The 24,188-nt window shown below is 45.9% G+C and carries 15 protein-coding genes; 4 read left to right on the top strand and 11 right to left on the bottom strand.

Translation table 11 applies throughout. The features are described from left to right. Window positions 1-161 precede the first annotated feature (161 nt). The 3 genes from ABDK00_RS08070 to ABDK00_RS08060 all read right to left on the bottom strand — a co-directional run bounded on the left by ABDK00_RS08070 (window position 162) and on the right by ABDK00_RS08060 (window position 3,272). Entirely contained in the window at window positions 162-1,187 is a 1,026-nt protein-coding gene (locus ABDK00_RS08070) for an FKBP-type peptidyl-prolyl cis-trans isomerase (RefSeq protein WP_346238560.1), read from the bottom strand. Between the two features lie 81 nt (window positions 1,188-1,268). Then, complete coding sequence (locus ABDK00_RS08065; protein WP_346238561.1) at window positions 1,269-2,222, bottom strand: FKBP-type peptidyl-prolyl cis-trans isomerase; 954 nt, start codon at window positions 2,220-2,222, stop codon at window positions 1,269-1,271. Between the two features lie 42 nt (window positions 2,223-2,264). After that, the gene (locus ABDK00_RS08060; RefSeq protein WP_428400474.1) at window positions 2,265-3,272 is read right to left on the bottom strand and encodes a DHH family phosphoesterase; all 1,008 of its coding nucleotides are present in this window, start codon (window positions 3,270-3,272) and stop codon (window positions 2,265-2,267) included. A gap of 81 nt (window positions 3,273-3,353) precedes the next feature. On the opposite strand from ABDK00_RS08060, the gene ABDK00_RS08055 reads away from it, so the two are divergent. After that, the gene (locus tag ABDK00_RS08055) at window positions 3,354-3,773 is read left to right on the top strand and encodes a nucleoside-diphosphate kinase (RefSeq protein WP_346238563.1); all 420 of its coding nucleotides are present in this window, start codon (window positions 3,354-3,356) and stop codon (window positions 3,771-3,773) included. A gap of 60 nt (window positions 3,774-3,833) precedes the next feature. Here ABDK00_RS08055 and ABDK00_RS08050 read toward each other — a convergent pair whose 3' ends face one another. Both ABDK00_RS08050 and ABDK00_RS08045 read right to left on the bottom strand, forming a co-directional pair. Then, window positions 3,834-5,393, bottom strand: coding sequence for a sulfatase (locus ABDK00_RS08050; protein ID WP_346238564.1), 1,560 nt, complete (start codon window positions 5,391-5,393; stop codon window positions 3,834-3,836). 27 nt (window positions 5,394-5,420) lie between these two features. Further along, entirely contained in the window at window positions 5,421-6,938 is a 1,518-nt protein-coding gene (locus tag ABDK00_RS08045; protein ID WP_346238565.1) for an arylsulfatase, read from the bottom strand. Window positions 6,939-7,283: 345 nt separating this feature from the next. On the opposite strand from ABDK00_RS08045, the gene ABDK00_RS08040 reads away from it, so the two are divergent. The 3 genes from ABDK00_RS08040 (at window position 7,284) to ABDK00_RS08030 (ending at window position 11,839) form a co-directional block, all read left to right on the top strand. Beyond that, window positions 7,284-7,895, top strand: a complete 612-nt coding sequence (locus tag ABDK00_RS08040) for an HD domain-containing protein (RefSeq protein ID WP_346238566.1) — start codon at window positions 7,284-7,286, stop codon at window positions 7,893-7,895. Window positions 7,896-8,081: 186 nt separating this feature from the next. Further along, entirely contained in the window at window positions 8,082-9,518 is a 1,437-nt protein-coding gene (locus ABDK00_RS08035; protein WP_346238567.1) for a sialate O-acetylesterase, read from the top strand. A gap of 23 nt (window positions 9,519-9,541) precedes the next feature. After that, window positions 9,542-11,839, top strand: coding sequence for a DUF5703 domain-containing protein (locus ABDK00_RS08030; protein WP_346238568.1), 2,298 nt, complete (start codon window positions 9,542-9,544; stop codon window positions 11,837-11,839). Window positions 11,840-11,854: 15 nt separating this feature from the next. Here the strand turns inward: ABDK00_RS08030 and ABDK00_RS08025 are convergent, their stop codons facing one another. The 6 genes from ABDK00_RS08025 to ABDK00_RS08000 form a co-directional block, all read right to left on the bottom strand. Beyond that, on the bottom strand, window positions 11,855-14,215 hold the full coding sequence (locus tag ABDK00_RS08025; protein ID WP_346238569.1) for an outer membrane beta-barrel family protein: 2,361 nt from the start codon (window positions 14,213-14,215) through the stop codon (window positions 11,855-11,857). 227 nt (window positions 14,216-14,442) lie between these two features. Continuing rightward, window positions 14,443-17,826 (bottom strand): glycosyl hydrolase, encoded by a 3,384-nt coding sequence (locus ABDK00_RS08020; RefSeq protein WP_346238570.1) that lies wholly within the window; start codon window positions 17,824-17,826, stop codon window positions 14,443-14,445. A gap of 10 nt (window positions 17,827-17,836) precedes the next feature. Continuing rightward, on the bottom strand, window positions 17,837-21,076 hold the full coding sequence (locus ABDK00_RS08015) for a glycoside hydrolase family 2 TIM barrel-domain containing protein (RefSeq protein WP_346238571.1): 3,240 nt from the start codon (window positions 21,074-21,076) through the stop codon (window positions 17,837-17,839). After that, window positions 21,073-22,146: a mandelate racemase/muconate lactonizing enzyme family protein gene (locus ABDK00_RS08010; protein ID WP_346238572.1), complete on the bottom strand. Its 1,074-nt coding sequence runs from the start codon at window positions 22,144-22,146 to the stop codon at window positions 21,073-21,075. Before ABDK00_RS08010 ends, ABDK00_RS08015 begins: the two co-directional genes overlap by 4 nt. After that, window positions 22,124-23,431, bottom strand: a complete 1,308-nt coding sequence (locus ABDK00_RS08005; protein ID WP_346238573.1) for a bile acid:sodium symporter family protein — start codon at window positions 23,429-23,431, stop codon at window positions 22,124-22,126. Before ABDK00_RS08005 ends, ABDK00_RS08010 begins: the two co-directional genes overlap by 23 nt. Window positions 23,432-23,446: 15 nt before the next feature. Beyond that, on the bottom strand, window positions 23,447-24,109 hold the full coding sequence (locus ABDK00_RS08000; protein ID WP_346238574.1) for an aspartate/glutamate racemase family protein: 663 nt from the start codon (window positions 24,107-24,109) through the stop codon (window positions 23,447-23,449). Window positions 24,110-24,188 lie beyond the last annotated feature (79 nt).

Raw genomic sequence — 24,188 nt, 5'->3', positions numbered from 1 at the left:
ATTAAAATGACAAAATCAGCAATCGAGTCAGGCTGCAATTCAAAATAAAAATAATCAGGACGGCCGCCGCAACCGTCATGCTGTATCCTGACAATCGGATGCTTTCAAACAAAAAAACCGCTGCGATTTGCAGCGGTTTATCGATCATCATGATTAGTTGCTTAATGCTTATGCCCATCGCCTTCTTTATGCGCCTGGGGAACCGCGTTGGGGTTATCATCACTCACGTTTGTGATCTCTACATCAAAATACAGCGGTTCGTAAGGCTGGAACTTTCCGCCCATGCCTTCCTTGCCATAGGCCAGGTAACCGGGAATATAAATAGTTCCTTTTCCACCCTTCTTAAACTGCCTCAACCCATCTTCAAATCCAATGATAAAAGGTTGCTCGCCTAACTTCACGGTCATGGTATTCGCGTCGAAAGTGCTGTCGTTTCGCATCGATTTACCGTTGTATTTAACAGTAATGTATTTGCCGTCAGCTACCTGCTCGCCCGATCCCTGCTGGTCTATCTTTATAAAACTTCCCACTTTCGTTTGTGTGGCCGAAAGCTTTTTGTCTGCAAGATATTTTTGAACCGCCTGGATTTGCTTTGCTTTTTCCCCCGATTTTTCGAGCTCCTGCTCTTCAGCTTTTTGTTTGGCAGCCTGCTCCTTCCTCATTTTTTCCATCATGTCTTTCTGTTCTTTCTCGCGTCTTGGAGCATCTTTGGCCAGCTCTTTATTAAAGTCTTCGCGCGCGATGCTGTCTGTTTTAAAAACTTCCAGCACTTTGTAGGTAAAGGTCATTTTATCCCCCTTTTTTATATAGGGAGGCAAAGAAGCTTCCTGCGCAATGCCTTTGCTGATCATAGAATCGATATACATCACCGCTACCATGCTATCTCCTTTTTTCAGCATGCCAAATACCTCTGCGGGATCATAAAACGGCTGGCCGGGAGGCGGCGGCGCCTGGATGGGCGCAAACATGGGCATTTTACCGTAGGTATCAGCCATCACCGAATCTTTGGATCCATTGAGTGTCAGCCTCATGTTCATTTTCAAAACATAGCCCTGTTTAGTGCTATCCTTGCTTCCGCCGTCGAAAATTTTATACTTCAATCCATTGGGGCTGGTTTCGTAACTGTTACAGGCGGTAAATCCTACCGCAGTAAGCGCCAACCCAGTTAAAAATTGTAAAGCCTTCATTTTTTATTTCTCTTTTAAATGCATAAATGATTATACACTATCAATTAGTTTTTGATATTTCGTATCAAACGTAAGATAGGATTACTGGCCTCCGTTTGGCATTGGCATTTGCATCGGCATTTGCTGTTGCGGCATGGTATCGCTTACTGATAATACTTCTACATCAAAGTACATCGCCTGGTAAGGCTTGAACTTGCCGCCAAAACCATCTTTACCATAAGCCAGATAACCCGGAATGAATATAGTTCCTTTGCCACCTTGTTTGAACTGGCTTAAACCATCTTCGAAACCCGGAATGGAGCCGCCTGCACCCAACTCTACCGGTATTTCGCCAGAATCGAAAGTGCTATCTTTATCCAGTGTTTTTCCGGTATATTTTACTTTCAAAAATTTACCGTTGGCAGCCTGAGGGCCATCGCCAGCCTGGTCGATTTTTACAAAAGCGCCCAATGGCGATTTATCAGTTTTATATCCTTTTGCTGCGATATAATCGGTCACTTCTTTGTCGAGCTTTGCCTTTTCTCCCGATTTTTCGAGCAGCGCGATTTGCTCCTTTTGCGTTTCAGCATTGGCCGTTGCTTCATCCGGATATACTCCTAAAACTTTGAAAGTATATTCGATTGTATTTCCTCTTTGAATGAACGGTGGCAATTGTTGAGGGTTGGCCATACCTTTCATAATCAAAGAATCAACCAGCATATGCACCACAAGGCTATCGCCGTTTCTCAGTTTTTTGAATACTTCAACCGGGCTGTATTGGCCCTGCCCTTCCGGAACGTCTTCTATCGGAATATTCATCGGCGCATTATTCTCGTAAGTCGATTGTAAAAGCGTGTCTTTTGTACCGCGAATAGTTTGCGTAAAATGAACGCGCAATACCTGGCCGTTTTTCAACGAATCTTTGCGATCGCCCTTTCCTTCAATTATTTTATACTGCAAGCCGCTTTCTGTGGTTTCAAAACCTCCAGAGTTGTTGCACGCTGTAAATGTAACCGTAGCCAAAGCCAACGCGCCTAAAAATTGTGAACGTTTCATTGTTTTTATTTGTTATTGTTATTTACGATTTAAACTATATTGCTACACCAGCAAGTTTTTATTCTCCTTCACCACTTCCTCAAAATATTTTGCTGTTTCCTGCAAACCTTCTTTAGTATTTCCGCCAGCCGCGTTGTAATGCCCGCCGCCATTGAAATATTTTCTTGCAAAACTGTTGCAATCAAAATCTCCCTTACTCCTGAAACTCCATTTACGCTCCTCATCTCGATCGATCACAAGGCCCACCAGTTTAATACCTTTTATACTCAGGGGGTAGTTTACAAGGCCCTCGGTATCACCTGTTCTCAATTCATATTTCAGTAAATCCTGCTTACTGATCGCGATGAGCGCTGTATTATACTCATAAAAGAACTCGAGGCGATTGCTCAGCATATGGCCAATAAAGCGAAGCCTGTTCTCAAGAAAATTATCAAACAGGTTGCTATGCACCTGTGTATGGTTCAACCCGGTTTCCATCAATCGGGCCACCATTAAATGCACCGAAGCGTGGGTAGAAGAAAACCTGAAAGAACCTGTATCCGTTACAACTCCGGAATACAAACATTCTGCGATGCCCACATCGATGAGGTGATCGTTCCCGCTTTGCACGATAAAATCGTACACCATTTCGCAGGTAGAGCTTTTGGTGATATCACTGATACCAAAATCGAAACTGGGCGTATCGGGCTGCTCGTGGTGATCGATCAATATTTTTGTGCAGTTAAGCCCCGCTAATACCGGCGCCATATTCTTGGTGCGATGAAAAATATTAAAATCGAGACAAAAAAGAAAGCGGGCTTCTTTTAAAACAGCAAGCGCTCTTTCCTGGTGCTTTTCAAAATTAAGCACACCATCGCAGCCCGGCATCCAAGTTAGCCAGCCGGCCCAATTGGTCGGCGAAACCACCGTTACTTCATGGCCGTTCTTTTTTAAAAAACTAAAAAGCGCGAGCGCAGATCCCATAGCATCGCCATCAGGCTTTTGATGCATGGTAATCACCACCTTCGCGGGCTGGTTGATCATTGAAAATATTTCCGATACCGGTCTCATAACAGGAGGCGCAAAAATAGGTAAATTAAGGTCATTGGGAAACATTTAGTTTTTGTACCTTTGCGACCCAAAAAAAAATATATGAGCAACCGTACATTTACGATGATCAAGCCTGATGCCATGAAAAATGGCCATGCAGGCGCCATTCTCGATCGTATCACGAAAGAAGGATTTAAACTTGTAGCACTGAAATTAACAAAGCTTTCTGCTGAGAAAGCGGGCGAATTTTACGCCATTCATAAAGAGCGGCCATTTTTTGGCGAATTGGTGGATTTCATGAGCAGCGGCCCCATCATTGCAGCCATCCTCGAAAAGGATAACGCTGTTGAAGCTTTTCGCGAACTGATCGGCGCCACTAACCCTGCCAACGCAGCGGAAGGAACAATCCGTAAAGTTTTTGCCGCTTCTATCGAAGCTAATGCCATCCACGGAAGTGACAGCGACGAGAACGCAAAGATCGAAGGCGATTTCTTTTTCAATCACTTCGAAAGAGTTATATAATCGACTTTTAACTGTATAAAGCAACTGCCGGCAGCATTGATTGTTGCCGGCAGTTTTCGTTTAAGGGTTTACTGGTAAGAGCTTATAAAATGCATCGTCGCTTTGCACCAGCCAGTTTTTCAACTGCCTTTCCAACAACTTCACTTCCGGGAGACCGGGTTGGTAAAGATTGTTCAGCTCAAAAGGATCTTTCTGTAAGTCGAAAAAGCTGGCGACCAACCCTTTGCCTGTCTTATCGTAGGCCAGCTTATATCTTGCTGTGCGCACCCCACGAAAACCACTGACTTGTTTTTTATCGGGTAATACACGCCCCATAAAAAACTGCTCACCGCCAACAGCGCCACTGCCGCTAAGCAATTGTTTTGCAAAACTGTTTCCTTTAATCTTTTGATCCCTGGGTTGCTCCAGGCCACAAAGGTCGAGCAAGGTTGGATAAAAATCAATCATCGAAGCCATTACCTGGTCGTTTATACCGGGTTTCACTTTGTTTTTCCAATACACGATAAAAGGAATTTCCAGCGACGGCTCAAAAATATTATTCTTTGTTATTTCCTCATGTTTGCCAAGGCAGTTGCCGTGATCGGCCGTAATAATGACGATGGTATTCTCTAAAAGTCCTTGCGCTTCAAGCGCCTGCATCATTCTGCCAATTTGGGCGTCGACGCCGGTGATATTAGCATAATAGTTTTTCACATCGCGACGGTAGGCCTGGCCCATTTTGCTTTCGGCGCCGGGTATATCGGGGTCGGTGATCAGGCTGTCTAAAGGTATATTTTGATAAGGATCGAGGTATTGTTTGGGAAAATATTCGTAGCCGGTATGGGGCGGGTTCATAGAAATCATGAGAGAAAAAGGCTTATCGGCCATTCTCTCTCCGTTTTTGTTTTCAAAAAAGCTGATGGCTTTGTCCACCTCATGTTCGGGGCCCCATTGATCCACGTAATGAAACCCTTCACGAGACGCATTTTTATCCCAATACATGGGCTTGGTATGTACATCATAAGTTCCGTAGGCATACCAATAATCAAAGCCATGCCGGCGGTCCGGCGGCGTCCACTCGTTCCAGGCGGTTTTGCCCACGTTGTTGGACGTGTTTATAAAAGGTTTGTGGGGCGAGTCCAAATGCCATTTGCCGATATATCCATTATAATATCCTGCGCTTTTTAACCGATCGCTCCAGCATGCTATTTCTTTGGGCAGCTCTACGCCAAACGGGGCTGTCGCCGAATTTACATTTCCATACACCTGGTTCTGGAAAGGATATTGCCCGGTGAGCATAATGGCCCGCGACGGCGAACAAACAGGGTAATTGGTAATAAATTTAGAAATGGTGGCGCTATGCCGGGCGAGCGAATCAAGATAAGGTGTGTACACTTTTTCCTTTCCCAAATAGCCAAGTGCACTACCCCGCCATTGGTCGGCCATGACGATGACTACGTTGGGCTGCGCCACAGCGGACTGAACAGTCGCTAATGTAACGATCAGCCCCAAACAATAAGCCTTCAACATAAATACTGAAATAAAACGATTTAAAAACATGCGATGTTTTTTAGGTTTTTTAATTACATGCCATTGCCATAAAGCAATCCATGATCGTTTCCCTGCCGGAACGATTGCCATTATTTTTACAGCGATGAAAGCAGCCGTTTATTTTCCCTGTGCTTTGATGGACTCGAGCAGCGCTGCCAACTCTTTTACTTTTTCGGGATGACGGGCAGCCAGGTTATTTTTTTCTCCCAGGTCAACCGTCAAATGATATAATTGGGGCTGCATAGAATTGCCGGTTTCGATATTCGTGAGTTTAGGATTTGTGTTCGCCGGCCCCTTGTGCGGGCCAATATATTTCCATCCGTCTTTTACCACCGTTAATTGCGTGATGCCCTGCTGCACCAAAAGCGAACGGCCTTTTTCCGACTGGCCCATCAAGGCGCTGATTACATCCTCACTATCCTTCGCATCGTTTGCAGGAACAGGCTGGTTTAATAATTTAGAAAAAGATGCAATCAAATCGATCTGGCAAACCAGTGCATCCGATACCGCCGGTTTGATTTTTCCAGGCCAGCTCACAATGAAAGGCACGCGGGTTCCGGCTTCGAGGGCGCTATATTTACCGCCACGCAAAGGGCCCCAGGGTGTGTGGCCATTCAGTTGCGTTACCGCTCCATCGAGATAACCATCATCCAATACCGGCCCGTTATCGCTGGAAAAAATGACGATTGTGTTTTTGTCGACACCACTTGCTTCAAGCTGGTTCATAATTTCGCCCACAGCCCAATCCAGCTGCAAAATCGCATCACCACGCAAGCCGAGGCCGCTTTTGCCTTTGAAGATCGTGGAAGGCATGCGCGGCACATGAGGCTCAGTTAGTGCATAAAACAAAAAGAAAGGTGCTTTGCTGCTGGCTTTGATAAAATCTTTGGCTTCCTGTAGAAAGGTCATCGGCATTTCTTCGTCCGTCCAACGGGCCAGTTTACCGCCGGTCATATAGCCGATACGGCCGATGCCATTCACGATCGTATTGTTATGGCCATGATTAGGAGTTGCTTTTAACTTCAACAATTCGGGATTTTCCAAACCTGTCGGTTCGTTACCAATTTTTTCTTTATAGCTAACCGCGATAGGATCGGCGGGATCGAGCGCTACAACTTTATGATTTCTTACAAAAACGGTAGGCACCCTGTCGGCGGTCGCCGGAAAAATAAAGGAATAATCAAATCCTGTTTCGTTGGGACCGGGCTTCAATTCGCCGTTCCAGGCTTTTTCCACAGCGTCGCCGATTCCTAAATGCCATTTACCCACAATACCTGTTTTATAACCCGCATGCTTAAAAACTTTGGGCAAAGTAGTGCGGTCGGTTGGAATAATAAGCGCCGCATCGCCCGGTAAAATACCGGTACCGCTTTGGCGCCACGGATATTGCCCCGTCATCAGCGCATAGCGCGAAGGCGTGCAGGTTGCGGAACTGCTGTGCCCGTTGGTAAAACGGATGCCCTGCGCCGCTAAACGATCGAGATGAGGCGTACTGATCTTTGTAGCTCCGTAACAGCTCAGGTCGCCATAACCCAAATCATCTACATAAATCAGCACCACGTTGGGCTTGTCTGACTGGCCCTGCGCAGCACCCATCGCGAATGCTAAACCAAAGGCTAAGAGCAATTTTTTCATGTGTTTATTTTTTTTATTCGTTTTAGTTGCCACAAGCCTGTTCGTCGGCAGGCGGAACCATACTTTCAAGTATGAAATATTTTATGGCTATTATTCTTGATAGTCTAAAAAATATTTATCAACCTATTAGACGGCTTCGAATTTAAAATGTAAAATTCTGATCCAAAAAACAATGATCGTTTGTAGCAAAGCAATCATGATATAGTGAACAAAAATAGCTTATTCCGGCGAAGAATACTTTCCGAATGCAAACGATTGAACAAAAAGCCAGCCCATGATCTTCAATTTAATTTCAATAAGCTAAGAAGCGCAGCGCCTTAATATATTTGCAAATAAACATTTTTGATGACAGCGACAGCCATTCTTTCATTAGTAAAAAAATATATTGTTGAGCATTTTTCTAATGAAACAACAGGACACGATTATTTCCATATAGAGCGGGTCGTAAAAATGGCGAAGTGGATTGCCGAGGGCGAACCCTGCGATTTGTTCACCGTAGAACTGGCCGCCTGGCTTCATGATGTTGGCGATCATAAATTGAATAACGGGACGGACCGCTCTGCCACCCTGATCCGCTCCCTTTTGATACCAACAGATATGCAGGCGTCGGCGATTGAAAACGTGATCGAGATCGTTTCTCAAATTTCATTTAGTAAAGGCAAAACCGCGCAGAGCATAGAAGCAAAAATTGTTCAGGACGCAGACCGGCTTGATGCGATCGGCGCTATTGGTATTGCGCGGGTTTTCGCGTTTGGCGGAAGTCAACACCAGCCCATTTATGATCCGGACGGCGCTCCGTCTTCTATCCAGCATTTCTACGACAAACTGTTAAAGTTAAAAGCGCTCATGCATACAAAAAGAGGCCGGCAGATCGCGGCAGCGCGCCACCAATATCTTGAAACCTTTTTGAACCGGTTCCACAGCGAGTGGAACAGCGAGCTTATAACACAGCCATAACCTGATTTAAAGCGCGCCCAACTTTAAAAATGTCATTTTTACTTTTAATTTTGTACTTTCGGTTCTAACAAATTATCAGTGAAAGGTAAAACGATGTCCCGCCCAAAAGGATTGTCCTGCTTTTGTTACATTACATTGTCTGTCCGTCGGGTTTACCTAATAAACTTAATGATTAAAAGAAAAATAATGAAATTAGTTTCAGCGATTGTCTTGTTCCTGCTACTGCCCTTTTGCTCCGATGCCACTTTGCGGCTGCCCTGGTTTTTTGGCGACAATATGGTGCTTCAGCAAAACTATGCTCCCTTGGTTTGGGGATGGACTGATAAGTCCACCGTGCGCATTACAACATCCTGGGATCAAAAAAATTATACAGCCCGGCCCGATGCCAGCGGAAAATGGAAAGTGAAAATTAATACACCCAAGGCCGGAGGGCCTTATGAAATGACGATTAGCGACGGCCAGGCCATTACGATCAAAAATATTCTGATTGGCGAAGTTTGGGTTTGTAGCGGGCAATCGAATATGGAAATGCCTTTAAAAGGTTTTCCTAATCAGCCGATAAACAACGCGAACGATATCATTTTTAATTCTGACGAGGATCAGATCCGGCTTTACAATATTCCCCGCTCCACCCGCCCCGTTCCGCTAGATACCAGCAAAAATTTCAGCTGGAAAATTTCAAACCCTGAATACACGGCTAATTTCAGCGCTACGGGATATAGCTTTGCCAAATTTCTTTACGACAAACTGAAAGTGCCGATCGGGCTGATTAATGTAAGCTATGGCGGAAGCCCTGTGGAAGCCTTTATGGACAAAGCTTCGCTAAAGAATTATGATTTTTCGTATCCTGATCCCAATGATGCTTCGCGGCTAAGTAACAAGCTGCCCACGGTATTGTATAACGGCATGATGCATCCGCTCATCGGCTTCGGTGTTAAAGGTTTTATCTGGTACCAGGGAGAATCGAATGCAGACCGGCCGCAACAGTATGAATCCTTGTTTCCCGATTTTGTAAAAATGCTGAGAACGCAGTTTGAACAGGGCGACCTGCCGTTTTACTACGTGCAAATTGCGCCTTTCGATTATAATCGTAATAAAAAGAAAGGCGATACGCTGATCAACTCCGCTTTCCTTCGTGATGCCCAGCGCAAAGCGCTTGAGAAAATACCCAACAGCGGCATGGCAGTGACCCTGGACATCGGCGATGCAGATTTTATCCATCCCAGAGAAAAAGAAAGGGTTGGTAAAAGACTGGCCCTGATGGCGTTGACAAATACATACAACTATAAAGGATTTGAGAGCGAAAGCCCGCTTTATGAATCGATGTCCGTCAAAAAAGATGTAGCGCTGATCCGGTTTAAAAATGCGCCGGTTGGCCTGACGTCTTACGGGCAGCCTCTTAAAGGTTTTGAAATTGCAGGTGCCGACAAAAAATTCTATCCGGCGCAGGCCCGTCTTGTCAACGGAGGTGTGGAAGTGTATGCAAAAGATGTTAAAACACCGGTTGCGGTGAGATACGCTTTTGCCGACGCTGCCAACGCCTCGCTTTTTAATACGGCCGGCTTTCCCGCTTCGTCCTTCAGAACAGACGACTGGCCCATGGAAATTGAGATTAAAAAATAGGTATAAACCCGAGCGCGCTTCACATGATAAAACCCATACTTCTTATTTTCCTTTTCCTTTGCAGCCTGTCAATATGGGGACAACCCGATGCATTGACCAGCTATCATGTTCTATGGCAAACGCCCAGTAAAAATTCGGCCGAGTCGATGCCTTTAGGTGGTGGCGGCGTCGGGTGCAATGTGTGGGTTGAAGATGGCGACCTGCTCTTGTACTTTTCACAAAGCGGAAGTTTTGATGAAAACAATGCATTCTTAAAAAGCGGCAGGCTGAGAATCAAACTCGCTCCCAATCCCTTTACCGGCCAAAAATTTCGGCAGGAACTAAAACTAAAAGATGGATATATCCGGATCGATGCAGCGGACATCACCATAAAACTTTGGGTGGATGTTTTTCACCCGGTGATTCACGTTGATATTGCAGGCAAAAAATCGATGACGGCAACAGCGATTTATGAAAACTGGCGCCTGCAAGACCGCCTGCAAAAAGGAAAGGAAAACAACGCCAATTCCTGGAAATGGGCATCGCATGTACCCGTTATCACGCGGCCCGACTTGGTGGCTTATGATGACAACCAGGTTGTCTTTTACCATCGCAACAACCACCCCACTGTGTTTGACGCTACTGTGGCGCAACAAGGATTGGATTCGGTGAAACACCACTTATTTAATCCGCTTGAAAACCTTACCAGTGGCGGCCTGATGCGTGGTGAACACTTTATAAGCGCGAAAACGGTTGAAGGAACATATCTTAGCACGCGTTATAAAGGATGGCCGCTCGTCAGCCGGCGGCCGGCGAAAAAACACGCTTTGGAAATTTTTCTTTATCAACAGCAGGCCAAAGATATCGACGCATGGAAACAACAGATAGGTAGATTAATTCAGGACTATAAACCATCGCATGCCAACACTATAAATTGGTGGCATAAGTTCTGGAAGAGAAGTTTTGTTTTTATCAACCCTAAAAAAAATGAGAGCGATACCGCCTGGCAATTGGGCAGAAACTATCAGCTGTTTCGCTATATGCTTGGCTGCAACGCTTATGGCGCCTATCCTACGAAATTCAACGGGGGTTTGTTTACTTTCGATCCGGAACTGACCGATAGCACGATCAAAGGCACGCCCGATCATCGGAATTGGGGAGGCGGCACTTTTACCGCGCAAAACCAGCGGCTGGTGTATTGGCCGATGTTAAAGAGCGGCGATGCAGATATGATGACGCCGCAGTTTGATTTTTACAACCGGATCTTGCCCACCGCTTTGTTGAGAACCAAAACCTATTGGGGGCATGGCGGCGCCAATTTCAATGAGCAAATAGAGAATTTTGGATTACCCAATCCCACAGAATATTCCTGGAAACGGCCATCCTTTTTTGATCCGGGTGTCGAATACAATGCCTGGCTGGAATATGAATGGGACACGGTGCTGGAATTTTGTATGATGATCATGGAAGCGCATGCTTATGCGGGAAAAGACATCAGCGCCTATATGCCGTTAATAAAAAATGCATTGGTTTTTTTCGACGAACATTATCAGTACCTGGCGAAACGCCGCGGCAGCAAGGCTTTAGACGGAAACGGGCACCTGGTCTTATATCCCGGGTCGGCAGCCGAAACCTTTAAGATGGCTTATAATGCCAGTTCGACAATTGCTGCTTTACAAGCCGTCACCGACAAATTATTACAGTTGCCGGAAGATTATCTCTCACCGGAAGAACGCATGTATTTTGAAGGATTTTTAAACCGCGTACCACCGATTCCTTTGATGAGCTATGACGGCGACACGACCATTGCTCCGGCAAAAATCTGGGCGCGGGTGAATAATGTTGAAACTCCACAACTATACCCTGTTTTTCCATGGAAACAATACGGCCTTAGAAAGCCGGGCCTTAACATTGCACGCAATACCTATTTTAAAGACAGCTTTGCCTTGAAATTCAGAAGCCATGTGGGCTGGAAACAGGATTTGATCTTCGCAGCCAGGTTGGGTTTGACGGATGAGGCTAAAAAGCTGGCCCTGCTAAAGATGAAAGATAGTGGCAGGCGGTTTCCTGCTTTTTGGGGGCCGGGCTTCGACTGGGTACCCGACCACAATTGGGGTGGCAGTGGCATGATCGGCATCCAGGAAATGTTGTTGCAGGCTGATGGAAATAAGCTATTGCTTTTGCCGGCATGGCCAAAAGAATGGAATGTTCATTTTAAACTGCATGCGCCGCAGCAAACGACGGTGGAAGCGGCACTAAAAAACGGTAAGCTAACGCTCCTGAACGTGTGGCCCGAAGCAAGAAAGAAAGATATCATCCTGCCAAAAGAATTTACTTATTAGCAGCGATTACTCGCATTATCTTCTTCGCCCACCCGAGTAAGTCATTGCTTCACCTTTGCCAAACCCGTAACTCAGGCCAAAGGTAATAAAGCGCCCACGGTAACCGCGATTATACAAATAAAAACGCTCGCGGTTTGTTGCTGAAATTTGAATGCGCGAAGCGAAAACATCATTTACAGCAGCACTCGCAATGATCCGGCCTTTAAATAATTTCTTTCGAACGCCAAGGTCCATATAAGCAAACGGTTCGTTGACCGCATTTACCGACTCAAATCCTGACCTGTAATTGCCACTCAATTCCAAATCAAAATCAGCTGGCAGATCGAGTTTTGAAGTCAGGCGGCCCGACCATTGCTGACCGTTAAAATCAAAATTGCGATCAATGAATACACCTTTTCTTTGAAAAATATTAAAGTTAAAATCGCCGTTGAAGGTCAGCCAGCGAAGCGGATCGTACTTTCCGTTGATTTCGATGCCGGTAGCCGCCCTCGTGCCGATATTATATGGTTTATTTGTGTTGACATTATTCTCGAAAGTGGATACGTCTTCAATAACAGCCGTTGTGTACCGGTGATAAACACTTGAGTTTAGCGTAGCTTTTCCTACTTTGAAAATTCCTGTCAACTCATAGGAGTCGCTGTACTCCGGATCCAACTCAGGATTTCCTGTAGAGATATTATAGTTGTCTCGCAGGCTTAAAAAAGGATTTAATTGCCATAACCGCGGCCGGTAAATACGGCGCGAATAGCCCAGCTGCAAAGAAACTTCGGGGCTAATTTTGTAAGACGTATGCAGCGATGGAAATAGGTTGGTATAATTCCGGTTGTTTCCCTGATTGGTTGTTTCCAGCAAGGTGACAAGATCGGTATTTTCTACGCGCAGTCCAGCTTTAATGCCCCACTTATCGGCCTCGTAGCTTCCGGTTCCATAAACGCCCAGCACTTTTTGATCAAACGTAAAATTATTGGTAAGGTCGGGATTAGGAACCCAGGCACCTTCCAGCAGATCACTGATTTCATAATCATTTCCGACTTCGTTCATCAAATATTGCGTTCCGGTTTCTATGGTGAATTTTTCTCCGAGCGGCTTTGTATAATCCAGCTTGAACGTATAATTGGCTTCTTTAAAATCAGTATTGGCCTGCTGATCATTTTCGTCAATCGTGCCGGTTACCGCCCTGTTGGTGAAAACAGAAGACTGGTCTTTTCCAAAAAAACTACCAATAGCGCTGGCTAATAATGTATGCTTTTCATTGTCCTTAAATTGGCGTTCATAATTCAACTCATATTGCCATTTGGGGTTGGTTGCTTCCGTCACCTCGTTTCTTTTCCATGCCGCTACCAGGTTATTATTTTCGAAAGACTGGTAGTTGGTTTCAGACGGCTGGTCTTCCACTTCGTAGGCAAAACTTCCGGATAGTGTCAATACATTCAAATCATTGATATGATAATCCGTGCCTAAAGTAATATTGTAAAACTTTTCGTTTCGATAGTTCACGCCGTCTGTTAAAATCTCGGTATTATTAACCAGGTCGCGGTTAATGCCTGAATTATATCTTGGTAGAGAACGACGGCCCAAGCCAAATTGTGTAAATAAGTTGAACTTATTTGTTCTCCTGTTCATACTCACGCCAACACTGTGATTATCGGGAATACCTGTGTTTACGGAGATGGAGCCATTGAGGTCTTTGCTTTTTTCTTTTTTGAGGATAATGTTCAGAATGCCGGCGGTCCCCTCTGCTTCATATTTTGCCGAAGGGTTAGTGATCACTTCAATCCGCTCGATCATATCCGCTGTGATGGTTCCCAGCGCGTTACTGCTTTCGTCTGCCAGCACCGAAGGTTTTCCGTTGATTAGTATTTGCACGCCCGAATTACCTCTCAGACTAATCTGTCCGTCGATATTCACCATCACAGAAGGCACGTTGTTCAACACTTCCAATGCGCTCATGCCGGTGGAGCTAAGGTCTTGCCCCACATTAAAAATCCGCTTATCGAGTTTAAATTCGGTAGAAGATTTTTCTGCCCTCACCACGACCTCTTCCAAAGTCACTTCCGATTTTGAAAGCACGATTGTGCCCAGATCGATTTGCTGGCCGGTAATTTTTGGCTTTTTAATGGTTTTGGGTTTGTATCCAACAAAGCTGATCTCCACCACGATGAGCTCTGTGGCTGCCTGTGCCGTAAACTTTCCCGAAGCGTCTGTATTTAACCGCTGCAAGACCTTTTGGGTGTTATTATCCCTGATTTCCACAACGGCCGTATTTAAAGGTTGCGCATTGGCAGCATCCAACACTTCTCCAGTAACAGTAACCTGGCTATGCGCCACAACTGAACATACTAGACAAATCAATATCGCCTGAATCCTAACAAACATTTTCTTCCTTTTTATCGAATGAGCACAATTTTTACAAACAGATCCCGCCAGCGCTTCGTTGATTTATGAGCTCCGGCAGTGGAAAGGGCTTTGTCAATAAATCAAAAATGAAAAGCTGTAACAGCAAAGATTTGTTTGTTCTACGCGTTTGACGTCAAACGGATTCAATAATTGTGCTGTGTGTAAAACTTTAAAAAAGATACGCTTTAAATGACAGGAAATTGACATTATCGTTGTTCAATATGCACGCTACCTTCCAAACCGGCTTTCAACAACGGTTTATGTTCCAGGATGTTCAGGGGAGCGGTTGTCCAGGTAATGCGCTTATTTTCCGGCAGCCTCATATCCCCTATCAAGCGGTTGGCCCAGGTGTTTGTAACCTGAATTTCGATGGAATTGTGGCCTTGCTTTATGGCTTTTGTGATATCCAACTCATAAGGTGGCGTCCAAATCGTGCCACAATCGATGCCGTTGATCTTCACCGTGGCGATATTGAAAACGCTGTCAAGCCTTAGAAATACAGGCCTGTTTTTAGTAATGGTATTAACCGAAAACTCATTCGTATAAATGGCGGTGCCCGAATAATATTTTATGGCTTCGTTGGCGTGCGCGCTCCAGGAGGTTAAGGAAGGAAAATTCACTTTAGCTGCAGGTCCGCCGTAAGCCGTATCAAATTGAACCTGCCAGCCGGAATCCAGTTTCACCATTTGAGATATGTTGGAAGACGCGGGATGCTGACGGGCTGCGTCCATGATCTTTTCATTTGTGAATACAATAAACGCAGATCCATTTGCATACAAATGAAGTTTCAAATGTGTACGTCCGTTCCTGGATTCCCAATGGGGCACAGCGCTTATTTTACCGGTTAGGGGATCAAATATTTGCGGGCTCGCACCTGTAATCCTAAAGGAAAGATCCAGGTCGCGCTCCCTGTTTTCACCGTTCGAAATAAAATAGATATCCGCATTGGGCAACCGGCGATGCGCCCAGGCGATTGCAGTTTTCTGCTCCGTCGCATCGAGATCCCTGCTGACGCCAATACTTGAAAAATCGGCTTCGCGGTAAGGCGTTGCCATCAGCCTGCCTTTGCTTTCGGTTAAGATTTCTCTCCATATTTTTCGAAGTTGCGCCTCGTTTTGGTGAAACCCAATCGCATGATGTATGGCACTCGTGTCCATTATGATCGTTGCGCCTTCCTTTCTTAATTGTAGTATTTTTTGCGCAACAGCGAGCGACATTAACCCACCGTTGGGATTCATCAACGTTTTACCCGGAAAGACCAGGATTTTATAAGAAGCGCCAGAGGCAAATACGACTGCGCCATCGCTTACTTTAGCCGTCATCAAAACATCCGGATTAAAGCAGTCGTATTTATAACCGTGCAGTGCGTCCGTCCAATCTTCCAGATCGGCCATATTCGCCGAATGTTTCACACCCTCAGGAATAGAGCGTTGGGGCTGTCCCTTATTTTCAAGCCGTTCCTTTTCTGAAGCCACCCTTTCCGCACCAAAAATACCCGGCAACACATTTACGAGCCTGTCGGGCAAAACCGAACGCCGCGGCACTTCTTCGCCGATGAACACCGCCATATCAGCAACGGGCCGGCCCTGCTGCAAAAGCGCCGAAACTCTTGTTATGTAGTCGATCCATGCCTTGCTTTGAAGATACCAGGTTTGATCGCGCTGGTAAAACAGTCCGATGCTTCCGAGGGTCATGCCCGGCTTGCGATCGATCCAGGGGTTATGGGTGTTTACATGGAAAATCGTCCGGTTAATGCCCATGGCATAGTTTCGATCACCGACTGCTTTTAACGACCCCGGATGCTCAGACCAGTCTATTTTTAAACTGGTATAGGATTCTGCCTGAATAATATTTTTCCCATAAATATGCGCGGCGCTAATGGCATCAAGCATATCGTTGGGTTTATCGTGGGTGGGGCTATTCAACCAAAATTCACCAGTGGGGTAATCCACCGTTTTGAAATGCAGCAAGCCGTCGCTTACCATGGTAGGCGCCACGTTTTCTGCCGTAAATTTTAATTGCTTTTTATCGGCCAGCTTTCGAAGTGTTTTGTAAAAAACATCGTTGATCAGTTCCGCAATTGTCTCCCGGACATCGTGAAGTATTTGCTCAGATGTAACCGCATTATCCACCGGCACACCGGTCATCACTAACAAGTACGGCCTGAGGTCGTAGCCGCGTCTTTTTTTAAATTCCTTTTCAAAGGTTTTACTCCAGTTCTGGCTGCCGGCCTCCCAGCTATCGATATAAAATATCTTCAACACTTCTTTTGCCAAACCAGGATCTGTCTTTTCAAATGCTTTTCCAAACCAATTGTCAAATTGAAGTTGTATGGCTTTCGGATCAAACTTGTCGCATTCCAAGCCTTTGGCGGCGCCGCCGGTGGCGTTGGTATGCCCCGTCGAGGTATGTCCAATCCTAACCACCACCCAATTACCGGAATCGGGTTTCCAGTTGAGCTTTCCGCTGCGATCCAGTTTAGATGTCAGATCGATGATTTGGTGAAATGGCACTGCACTGCTATCATCGAGCATCGTGGAATTAGTGTTTTGTGCAACGCGCCAGATGCTGCCGTTCTTCGCTTCAATTTGATTGATGACAGGTTCATCACTCAGGTAAATGCCTTTAACTTTTAAAGCGGGGTTCCATTTAGCTCCGTCAAGATCTTCAGATCCCGCTTCTGTTCCAGTTTTATCATAAACGAAACGAAAATACCGGGCGGTGGTTGCAGGAATAGAAAATGTATAATCTTCGTCGGTATCCTGCCATCCGTGGCGCGGAGGCTGCAGCCGCATAATGGTGTCGAACTGAAAACCATTGTCACTGGCCAGCACTATCAGCCTTTGCGCCTGGTAAACCTTGCTATTGGTTTTAATCGTTAAGGAGCGCAGCGTAAACGGACGCCCGTACTTATATTGTATCCAGCAGGAAACATCACTTCTGAAAGTTGATGATCCACCGCCCCGGAACGCGAGATACTGGGCCTTTTCGCCCGTGCTCGTGGATACCGTTGGAACCAATACCGTTTCGGAAAACGCATTAGCCGAATTGGCAGGATAGGCAAAGGCAGCCACATCTTTATAAAAGCCTTCGTTCGTCTCCGGCTGCTCTAATTTTATATCGTCAGCATTTCCGGCTTTCACATAAGTTTTGGTCCACACCAGCTTTTGCATCGATTGTTCAGGGTTGATCCATGGACCGCCAGCTAACGCAAAGCCATCGCTTACATGAAAAGCAAGTTTTAAATCAAGCCGTTTGCATTCTTTCATCGCATGATTCACCAGCGACCACCATTGAGGAGATAACTGCCGGGCAGGATCCGGATAGGGTATTTTCGAAGTTGTATCAAAAATGCACACAAGATAGGCGCCAGCGATTCCTACTTTTTTCATGCCTTCCAAATCAGCGGTGATCCCTTCTTTCGAAACAGCCGCATGCATCCAATACCAAAGTACCCAGGGTTTTGCCGATGCCGGTGGCGTATCGAATATTTGTGTTAAAGACTTATGATCATTCTTTTGTGCCCACGCCGTTAAACCCAAGCCTGTAAAGGCTATAGCAAGCAACACTATTTTCAAACGCAAACTCATTCGCTATAAATTAATAAACGACGGGCTTGATATAAAAGCTATAACTATAGTTTCCCGCCTTGATCTGATATTCCTCCAGCGGCGCCGCAACGGGGCTCCAGCTGTCATTGCCTCCCACGCCCATTTGCACCAGATCAATATTCAAAGTTATGAAGTCGGCCGCTTTTAAATCGTAGGTATGCCTGGCTTCTGCAATATTTTTTTCCGTGTAGGGCCAGGCGCTCATGCTCAAAAGGCTGTCTGCGATAATGGTAAGCCCGGCCTTACGCGTTGGCGATGAGAGGCTAAACCATCGAACATCTGTCCGGTTTCCGTTTTCCTGCGGCACCACATAGGGTTCCATAAAATCATAAATATCCGACTGATAGACGCCGGCGTCAAACCCATACCTGCGATCTATATAATTTTCCAACGGGCCGCGTCCAAAATATTTAATATTTGTAAAACTACGGTTCACCCCGGTTTGCATGCCGATTTTAGGAATATTGGGCAGCGCCGGATCGGCTTTAAAATTATAAGAAACGAGCAGCATGCCGCTGCGATCCACGGCATAAAAAACGGATACGGTAGCGCTGTCATTAATCAGGCCATAAGTACTCAAAATGCCCTGAAGGCCGCCGATGGTTTGAGGCGCCACCTTTTTCAAAACAGGTTCATTGTCATACCATTGTTTTAACACGCGATGTGTTTTCCAGCCCTTTCTGTCATTATCGGTTTGCGGCCTTGTGAAATGGGGCAATAAGGGCCGGCCTAATAGTTCAATATTATTCTTTTTATAAGACGATAACGCTCCATTCTGTTTATCGATGGCAATGCTGACATCAGGCGTGGATACTACATACTGATCATCTTTTTCCCTGAAAGGAATAGATGTTTGGATTAATTTTTTTTGAATCAGCGGAGTTAGGGGGAGTTCGTTATCTGCCATTAAAAATCCTTTCGGGCACCAGGTTTTTTCCTCTTTGGTCAATAACCTCAGGTTCGCATGATATTCTTTTCCCGCCTTAAAACGCGGGAGGTAGCGCGACATATCCCATACCATCGAATCGCCCGGCGCCAGCTGCATCGAGGGCAGATCGATCGTTGACACCGCAATACCGTCTTCTTTGATAATAAGTTGCGCCTGGTAAGAAGCTGCGTTCAGTACCGGGCTACGGTTCGATATTTTGACTAAGGCTTTCTCCCGATCAGCCCATTCAAATTGAACGGGTTGAAAAATCCTTTTGCACTCATACATAGCCGCTTTAGGGCGCCCGTCGGCAGCAACAATTCCCTTGATCGTGAAATTATCAAAATAGCGTTCGCCAAAATCGCCGCCATAAGCGTAAAAGGATTGGCCGCTGGCGCTATCATATTTAACCAGCCCCTGATCTTTAAATTCCCAAATGCAACCGCCAATGACCCGCGGCAAACGACGCCATTGATCCCAAAACTCTTTCAGGTTGCCGGCGCTATTGCCCATGGCATGCGCATATTCGCAAAAGAAAATGGGCCGGTGATCGCCGTTCTGCTGATTAACGAGCAGCGGCGCTGTGTATAAAGCCGGGTACATTCTGCTAATCACATCCACATAATATTGATCGGTTGGATTTTGGATACGATGGGAATGATCATTTGATTTCAGGTAGCGGCTATCGGAAGGATCGATATAGCCTTTTTTTCGCGGGTCTCCCATGGCGGGTTCGTAATGCAGCGGCCGCGTCATATCAAAATCTTTAATCCATCCGGCCATGGCAGCATGGTTTGGGCCGCTTCCGGCTTCATTACCCAGGCTCCACATAATAATCGACGGATGATTTTTATCGCGTAAAGCCATGCGCGAAACACGTTCGATATATGCCGCGGTCCAGCGCGGGTCATGATCAAGTTTGCCACCCAAACCATGGGTTTCATGATTGGCTTCGTCGATTACCATAATGCCGTAGGCATCGCAAAGATCCAACAGGTAAGGATCAGGGGGATAATGACTTAATCTGATGCAGTTAAAATTAAATTGTTTGATGGTTTGAATATCCTGCCGGATATCTTCACGCGTCAGCGCTTTACCACGTAAAGGGTGATGATCAGGCCGGTTCACGCCATAGAGATAAGTTTCGCGCCCGTTGATCAAAAGCTTGCTATCACGCTTTCTAAACTCAATACTCCGGAAACCCAGCTTACAGCTTTTTGCTTCGAGCAGCTGCCCGGTACTATCCTCGAGGCTAAGCACCAGCGTATATAAATGGGGCGCTTCGGTGCTCCATTTTTTTTGATTAGCCACAACTGTTTCGAGCAATCCAAATTTAACCCGGTCGAGCCGCGGATGAATTTCGTTGACGATTGCTTCCGCATCGATCGCCAGGTCTTGCGCCAATACCCGCTTTTGCGCGGCATCGTATAATTGCGCTTTTACGACAAGGCCGGAAAATGCTTGGCCACTCAAATTTTCAATGCGGGGCCTGATACTCAACACAGCATCTTCGTAATTACTATCCAGCTTTGTCCGGTAAAAAAAGTCAGCAATCCTAATTTTGGGTTCCGCCATTAAATAAACTTCGCGATGGATGCCGCTTAAACGCCACTGATCCTGATCTTCAAGAAAACTGCCGTCGCTCCAGCGAATCACCCAAACAGAAATTATATTTTCTCCGTCTTTTAAATAGGGCGTGATATTAAACTCAGAAGGTAAAAAGCTATCTTCTGCGTATCCCAAAAACTGTCCATTCAGCCAAACCTTGTAAGCCGAGCTGACGCCACCAAAATGCAGCGTTATGTTCTTGTCTCTCCAGTCGGTAGGGACTGTAAACGACCTTTGATAACAGCCAACGCCATTATAATCCTTCGGAACGCTTGGCGGGCTAACCGGACGAAAAGGATATACCGCACTTTTGTAAATGGGTTTATCATAGCCCTGCATCTCCCAGCTCGAAGGAACCGGAATTTTTTTCCATCCGGAAACTTTCGTTTTATAAAAATCCTTCGGAGCATCATCAGGTTTTAGGGCAAAACTAAAATCCCATGCGCCGTTTAGCGACAAATACCGCCCGCTTTTTTCGCGAACTCCGGCGATAGCGTCATCGACTGTTGCAAAAGAATAGGCCGTCGCTCTTGAAAGATCCCTGTTGATACCACTTACCAACGGGTCTTCGTAGGGTTCGGCTTTATAGACCGAGGGCGCTTGGGGGACAGCTGCCGGCGTTTTATCTACCAGCTGCCCAAAACTGCAAAAACTACATGTCAATAAGAAAATGCAAATTATTAGTCTCATCATATTGCTGTCAAAAATTTGTCTTTAAAAGAAAAACCCCATCCTTCGCGCTCGCGGGGTATGGCGTATCCGTTATCTATTGTAAGCGTATGGTCGATCAGCGGGTCAATCCAGTCGAAAGACTCTGCCCCTGCTCCATTTGTAATCGTACATAAAAGCGGCACATCATAATCTTTATAATAATGCGGCAGTACCGGAATATGATGCGCCTGCGCCAGCGCTGCACTGTTTCTCCAGGCTTCCACCACTCCGATTCGAAGAATGTCGGGCTGCCAGATATCAATGGCGTTTAGTTTTATTAATTCCCGCAAGGGAAGCGTTGAATATTCACGTTCGCCCATTGCCAGCGCAATGCCTGCCTGATTTTTTAATAATTGATACCCTTGAAAATCGGTGTGATGAATAGGTTCTTCAAACCAGTTGATTTGCAAATTTCTTGCGGCACGGGCTAAAGACAGCGCGTCCGTCAATTGCATACCCTGGTTAGCATCCATCATGATGCCGATATGATCTCCCACTGCCTCCCTGACTTTGGCAAGGCGTTCAAGATCTTCCCGCCAGTCGGGCTTTCCCACTTTTATTTTTACGGATTGGAATCCTCTTTTTTTGTAACCGCTAACTTCGTCGATCAATTCCTCAATGCTGTAGGACAACCAACCACCACTCCCGTACACGGGCACTTTGTGATAATTGGCACCCAGCAGTTTCCAAACCGGTTGGCCCAATGTTTTAGCCCATGCATCCCACATCGCAATATTTACGGCAGCCTGAGCCCAGCGATTGATGCCTTCCATCCCGAAATATTCGTGCTGCCTGTCCATTTTTTCAAACACAGCAACCGTATTATGGACGCACTCACCAATGATGGTTGCTGCTGCATCTTTTAGCGCGCCAGCGATAGCGTTGGGACTGTATTGAAAGCTCAACAAATATGCTTCGCCTACGACGCCGGTCTCCAGGCGCAGGCGCAAAATAATAAAGGACATTTCCGTTAAGGTATGTGTTGCATCAGCAATGGGCCTGGTTAGGGGCGCCTTTGCTTTAAACAGTTCATAGCTCTGTATTTTTACCATTTTCTTTTTTGTTTTCTTCGACAGGCCTTTTTCTCCAGTAGTTGGCCAAAATACTTCCGCTGATATTCATCCAGGGGCTAAATACTGCGGCCGCGAGGCCCACGGTGCCGAGCTTACCCATCGACCCGGCTAATCCGCTTGCCATGCCACCATTTTGAAGGCCTACTTCAAAAGCTACCGTTCTGCTCGAATTTTTATCAAGCCCGAATAAACGGCTTAGCCAATATCCAAAAAAATAACCAGCCGCATTGTGAATGACCGACGCTATAAAAAGCAGAAAGCCCACTTTCATAAGATTATCGCGGCCTGCTGCGGTTGTGATCGTAGTAAAATAAATGATTCCAAACATCGAAATGAAGGGCATAAACTGATCTACTTTGGGTAAAACCCTATATAGTTTATTATACAGAACACCCGCTAATACAGCGCTGGCGAGAAAACCCGACAACTCGAGCGACTGCAATGCAGGTGCTGAAAATTCATTATCCGCCGCATATGCATAGCCCCACAATAATATGGTTACCGCATATACACCACAGAGCACCGCGATCGCCTGTATACGTGACGTTTTAGCCGCCGAAGCATGTTTCAGATAATCATGTAATAAAGCGGCGCCAATCGGCACAATAACAATTTTTATGATCTCGATCATCATGTCAATAAAATGAACTTCAATTAAAGTCCCTGCAAAAGTTTTCATGAGCAGCGGCGTTAAAAAAGGCGCCGCCAACGTCGCTATGGCCGTGACAATGACCGACAACACTAGATTTGCCCTGGCGAGATAGACCATAACATTGGAAGCCAGGCCGCTGCTACAACTGCCAATCAAAATAACGCCAGCGGCGATTTCCGGCTCAAACTTGAAAATGGTTATTAGCAGTAAACCCATCAAGGGCATTATGGAGAAATGGCATAGCAGGCCGATCGCCACACCCTTTCCTGTTTTTGCCAAACCCTGAAAATCCCTCAAACTCATGTGCGTGCCCATACCAAACATCACTAATTGGATAATAATCAGAATTAAAGTTTTATCACGCAGATTGATGTTGCCCCAATGATCAAAAGCCTGCGGGTAAATCATGCCGGCGACCACGGCAACAATGATCCACGCTGTGTATTGATAGCCTTTCAAAGCGGGCAAGGCGCCCAATCCTAATGCGAGGGCTACCGCTGTCAGCACCGCTAAGGGCTTACTCCAGTCCTGTTGTCCCAGCAACAAAGAAAGAAGCAAGGCTAAAGCTGCTATTCCGCAAATCCATAAACTCAACCGGTATATTTTCCGCATGGCAATCGTCTTTATTTATTTTAGTACACCGGCCAGATATTCCATCGCCAGCGGTGGGCTGGCCAGAATGGGCACTTTCTTTTCTACTTCAGACAAACGTTGAACTACCCTTGCCATCGAAGCCTGTGCGAGCAAAATCACGTCCACCTCCTGCGACAGTTGCCGAAGAGCAGCGGCCACAATATCGTCATGGGTGGCAGCGTCGCCCGACATCAATGCTTCAAAAGCGCCTTCACACAATCTGGAAACTAATTCGATTTCTTTTCCGGCAACCGCTGCCCTTCTTTTTACCAAATCGCTTGTGGGTTCTAAAGTAGTTGATAAAGTTGCCACAACACCGATCCGCTTCCCTGCAAGCACCGCCTGATCTGCCATTGGCTGGTCGACGCGCAATACCGGCACACCGGTTAAAGTGGCTGCCGTTTCTACAGCCGGCCCGATTGAAGAGCAGGTAAAAAGGATATAGTCAGCGCCCGCGTCTTCCGCAGCGTTTGCGTAACCCACCACCCGCTTCGATGTTTGTGGGGTTAATTCGCCACAGGCAATCGTGTTTTTAATAAGACTATCATCTACAATATTAAAAACCTTTACATCCGGCAAATGTCTTTTACACAGTTCATCAAACACCGGTACCAAAGTTGCCGATGTATGAATTAATCCTAATGTTTTTTGAGTCATTATTTTTATTTTATGTTATCATGGTCCTGCAACTGTCGTCTGTCTTGCGTCGCACACTTCATCGTTCCGATTAAAATCT

It is taken from the genome of Niabella insulisoli, assembly GCF_039652435.2.
Classification (GTDB): Bacteria; Bacteroidota; Bacteroidia; order Chitinophagales; family Chitinophagaceae; genus Niabella; species Niabella insulamsoli.
The sequence above is the reverse complement of the archived record's forward strand: the minus strand, read 5'-3'. Positions and strand labels throughout refer to the sequence as shown.

Excerpts from the sequence above, each read along its gene's own strand:
- ABDK00_RS08070 (WP_346238560.1), bottom strand. The coding sequence starts at position 1,187 with ATGAAGGCTTTACAATTTTTAACTGGGTTGGCGCTTACTGCGGTAGGA.
- ABDK00_RS08065 (WP_346238561.1), bottom strand. The coding sequence starts at position 2,222 with ATGAAACGTTCACAATTTTTAGGCGCGTTGGCTTTGGCTACGGTTACA.
- ABDK00_RS08060 (WP_428400474.1), bottom strand. The coding sequence starts at position 3,272 with ATGAGACCGGTATCGGAAATATTTTCAATGATCAACCAGCCCGCGAAG.
- ABDK00_RS08055 (WP_346238563.1), top strand. The coding sequence starts at position 3,354 with ATGAGCAACCGTACATTTACGATGATCAAGCCTGATGCCATGAAAAAT.
- ABDK00_RS08050 (WP_346238564.1), bottom strand. The coding sequence starts at position 5,393 with ATGGCAATCGTTCCGGCAGGGAAACGATCATGGATTGCTTTATGGCAA.
- ABDK00_RS08045 (WP_346238565.1), bottom strand. The coding sequence starts at position 6,938 with ATGAAAAAATTGCTCTTAGCCTTTGGTTTAGCATTCGCGATGGGTGCT.
- ABDK00_RS08040 (WP_346238566.1), top strand. The coding sequence starts at position 7,284 with ATGACAGCGACAGCCATTCTTTCATTAGTAAAAAAATATATTGTTGAG.
- ABDK00_RS08035 (WP_346238567.1), top strand. The coding sequence starts at position 8,082 with ATGAAATTAGTTTCAGCGATTGTCTTGTTCCTGCTACTGCCCTTTTGC.
- ABDK00_RS08030 (WP_346238568.1), top strand. The coding sequence starts at position 9,542 with ATGATAAAACCCATACTTCTTATTTTCCTTTTCCTTTGCAGCCTGTCA.
- ABDK00_RS08025 (WP_346238569.1), bottom strand. The coding sequence starts at position 14,215 with ATGTTTGTTAGGATTCAGGCGATATTGATTTGTCTAGTATGTTCAGTT.
- ABDK00_RS08020 (WP_346238570.1), bottom strand. The coding sequence starts at position 17,826 with ATGAGTTTGCGTTTGAAAATAGTGTTGCTTGCTATAGCCTTTACAGGC.
- ABDK00_RS08015 (WP_346238571.1), bottom strand. The coding sequence starts at position 21,076 with ATGATGAGACTAATAATTTGCATTTTCTTATTGACATGTAGTTTTTGC.
- ABDK00_RS08010 (WP_346238572.1), bottom strand. The coding sequence starts at position 22,146 with ATGGTAAAAATACAGAGCTATGAACTGTTTAAAGCAAAGGCGCCCCTA.
- ABDK00_RS08005 (WP_346238573.1), bottom strand. The coding sequence starts at position 23,431 with ATGCGGAAAATATACCGGTTGAGTTTATGGATTTGCGGAATAGCAGCT.
- ABDK00_RS08000 (WP_346238574.1), bottom strand. The coding sequence starts at position 24,109 with ATGACTCAAAAAACATTAGGATTAATTCATACATCGGCAACTTTGGTA.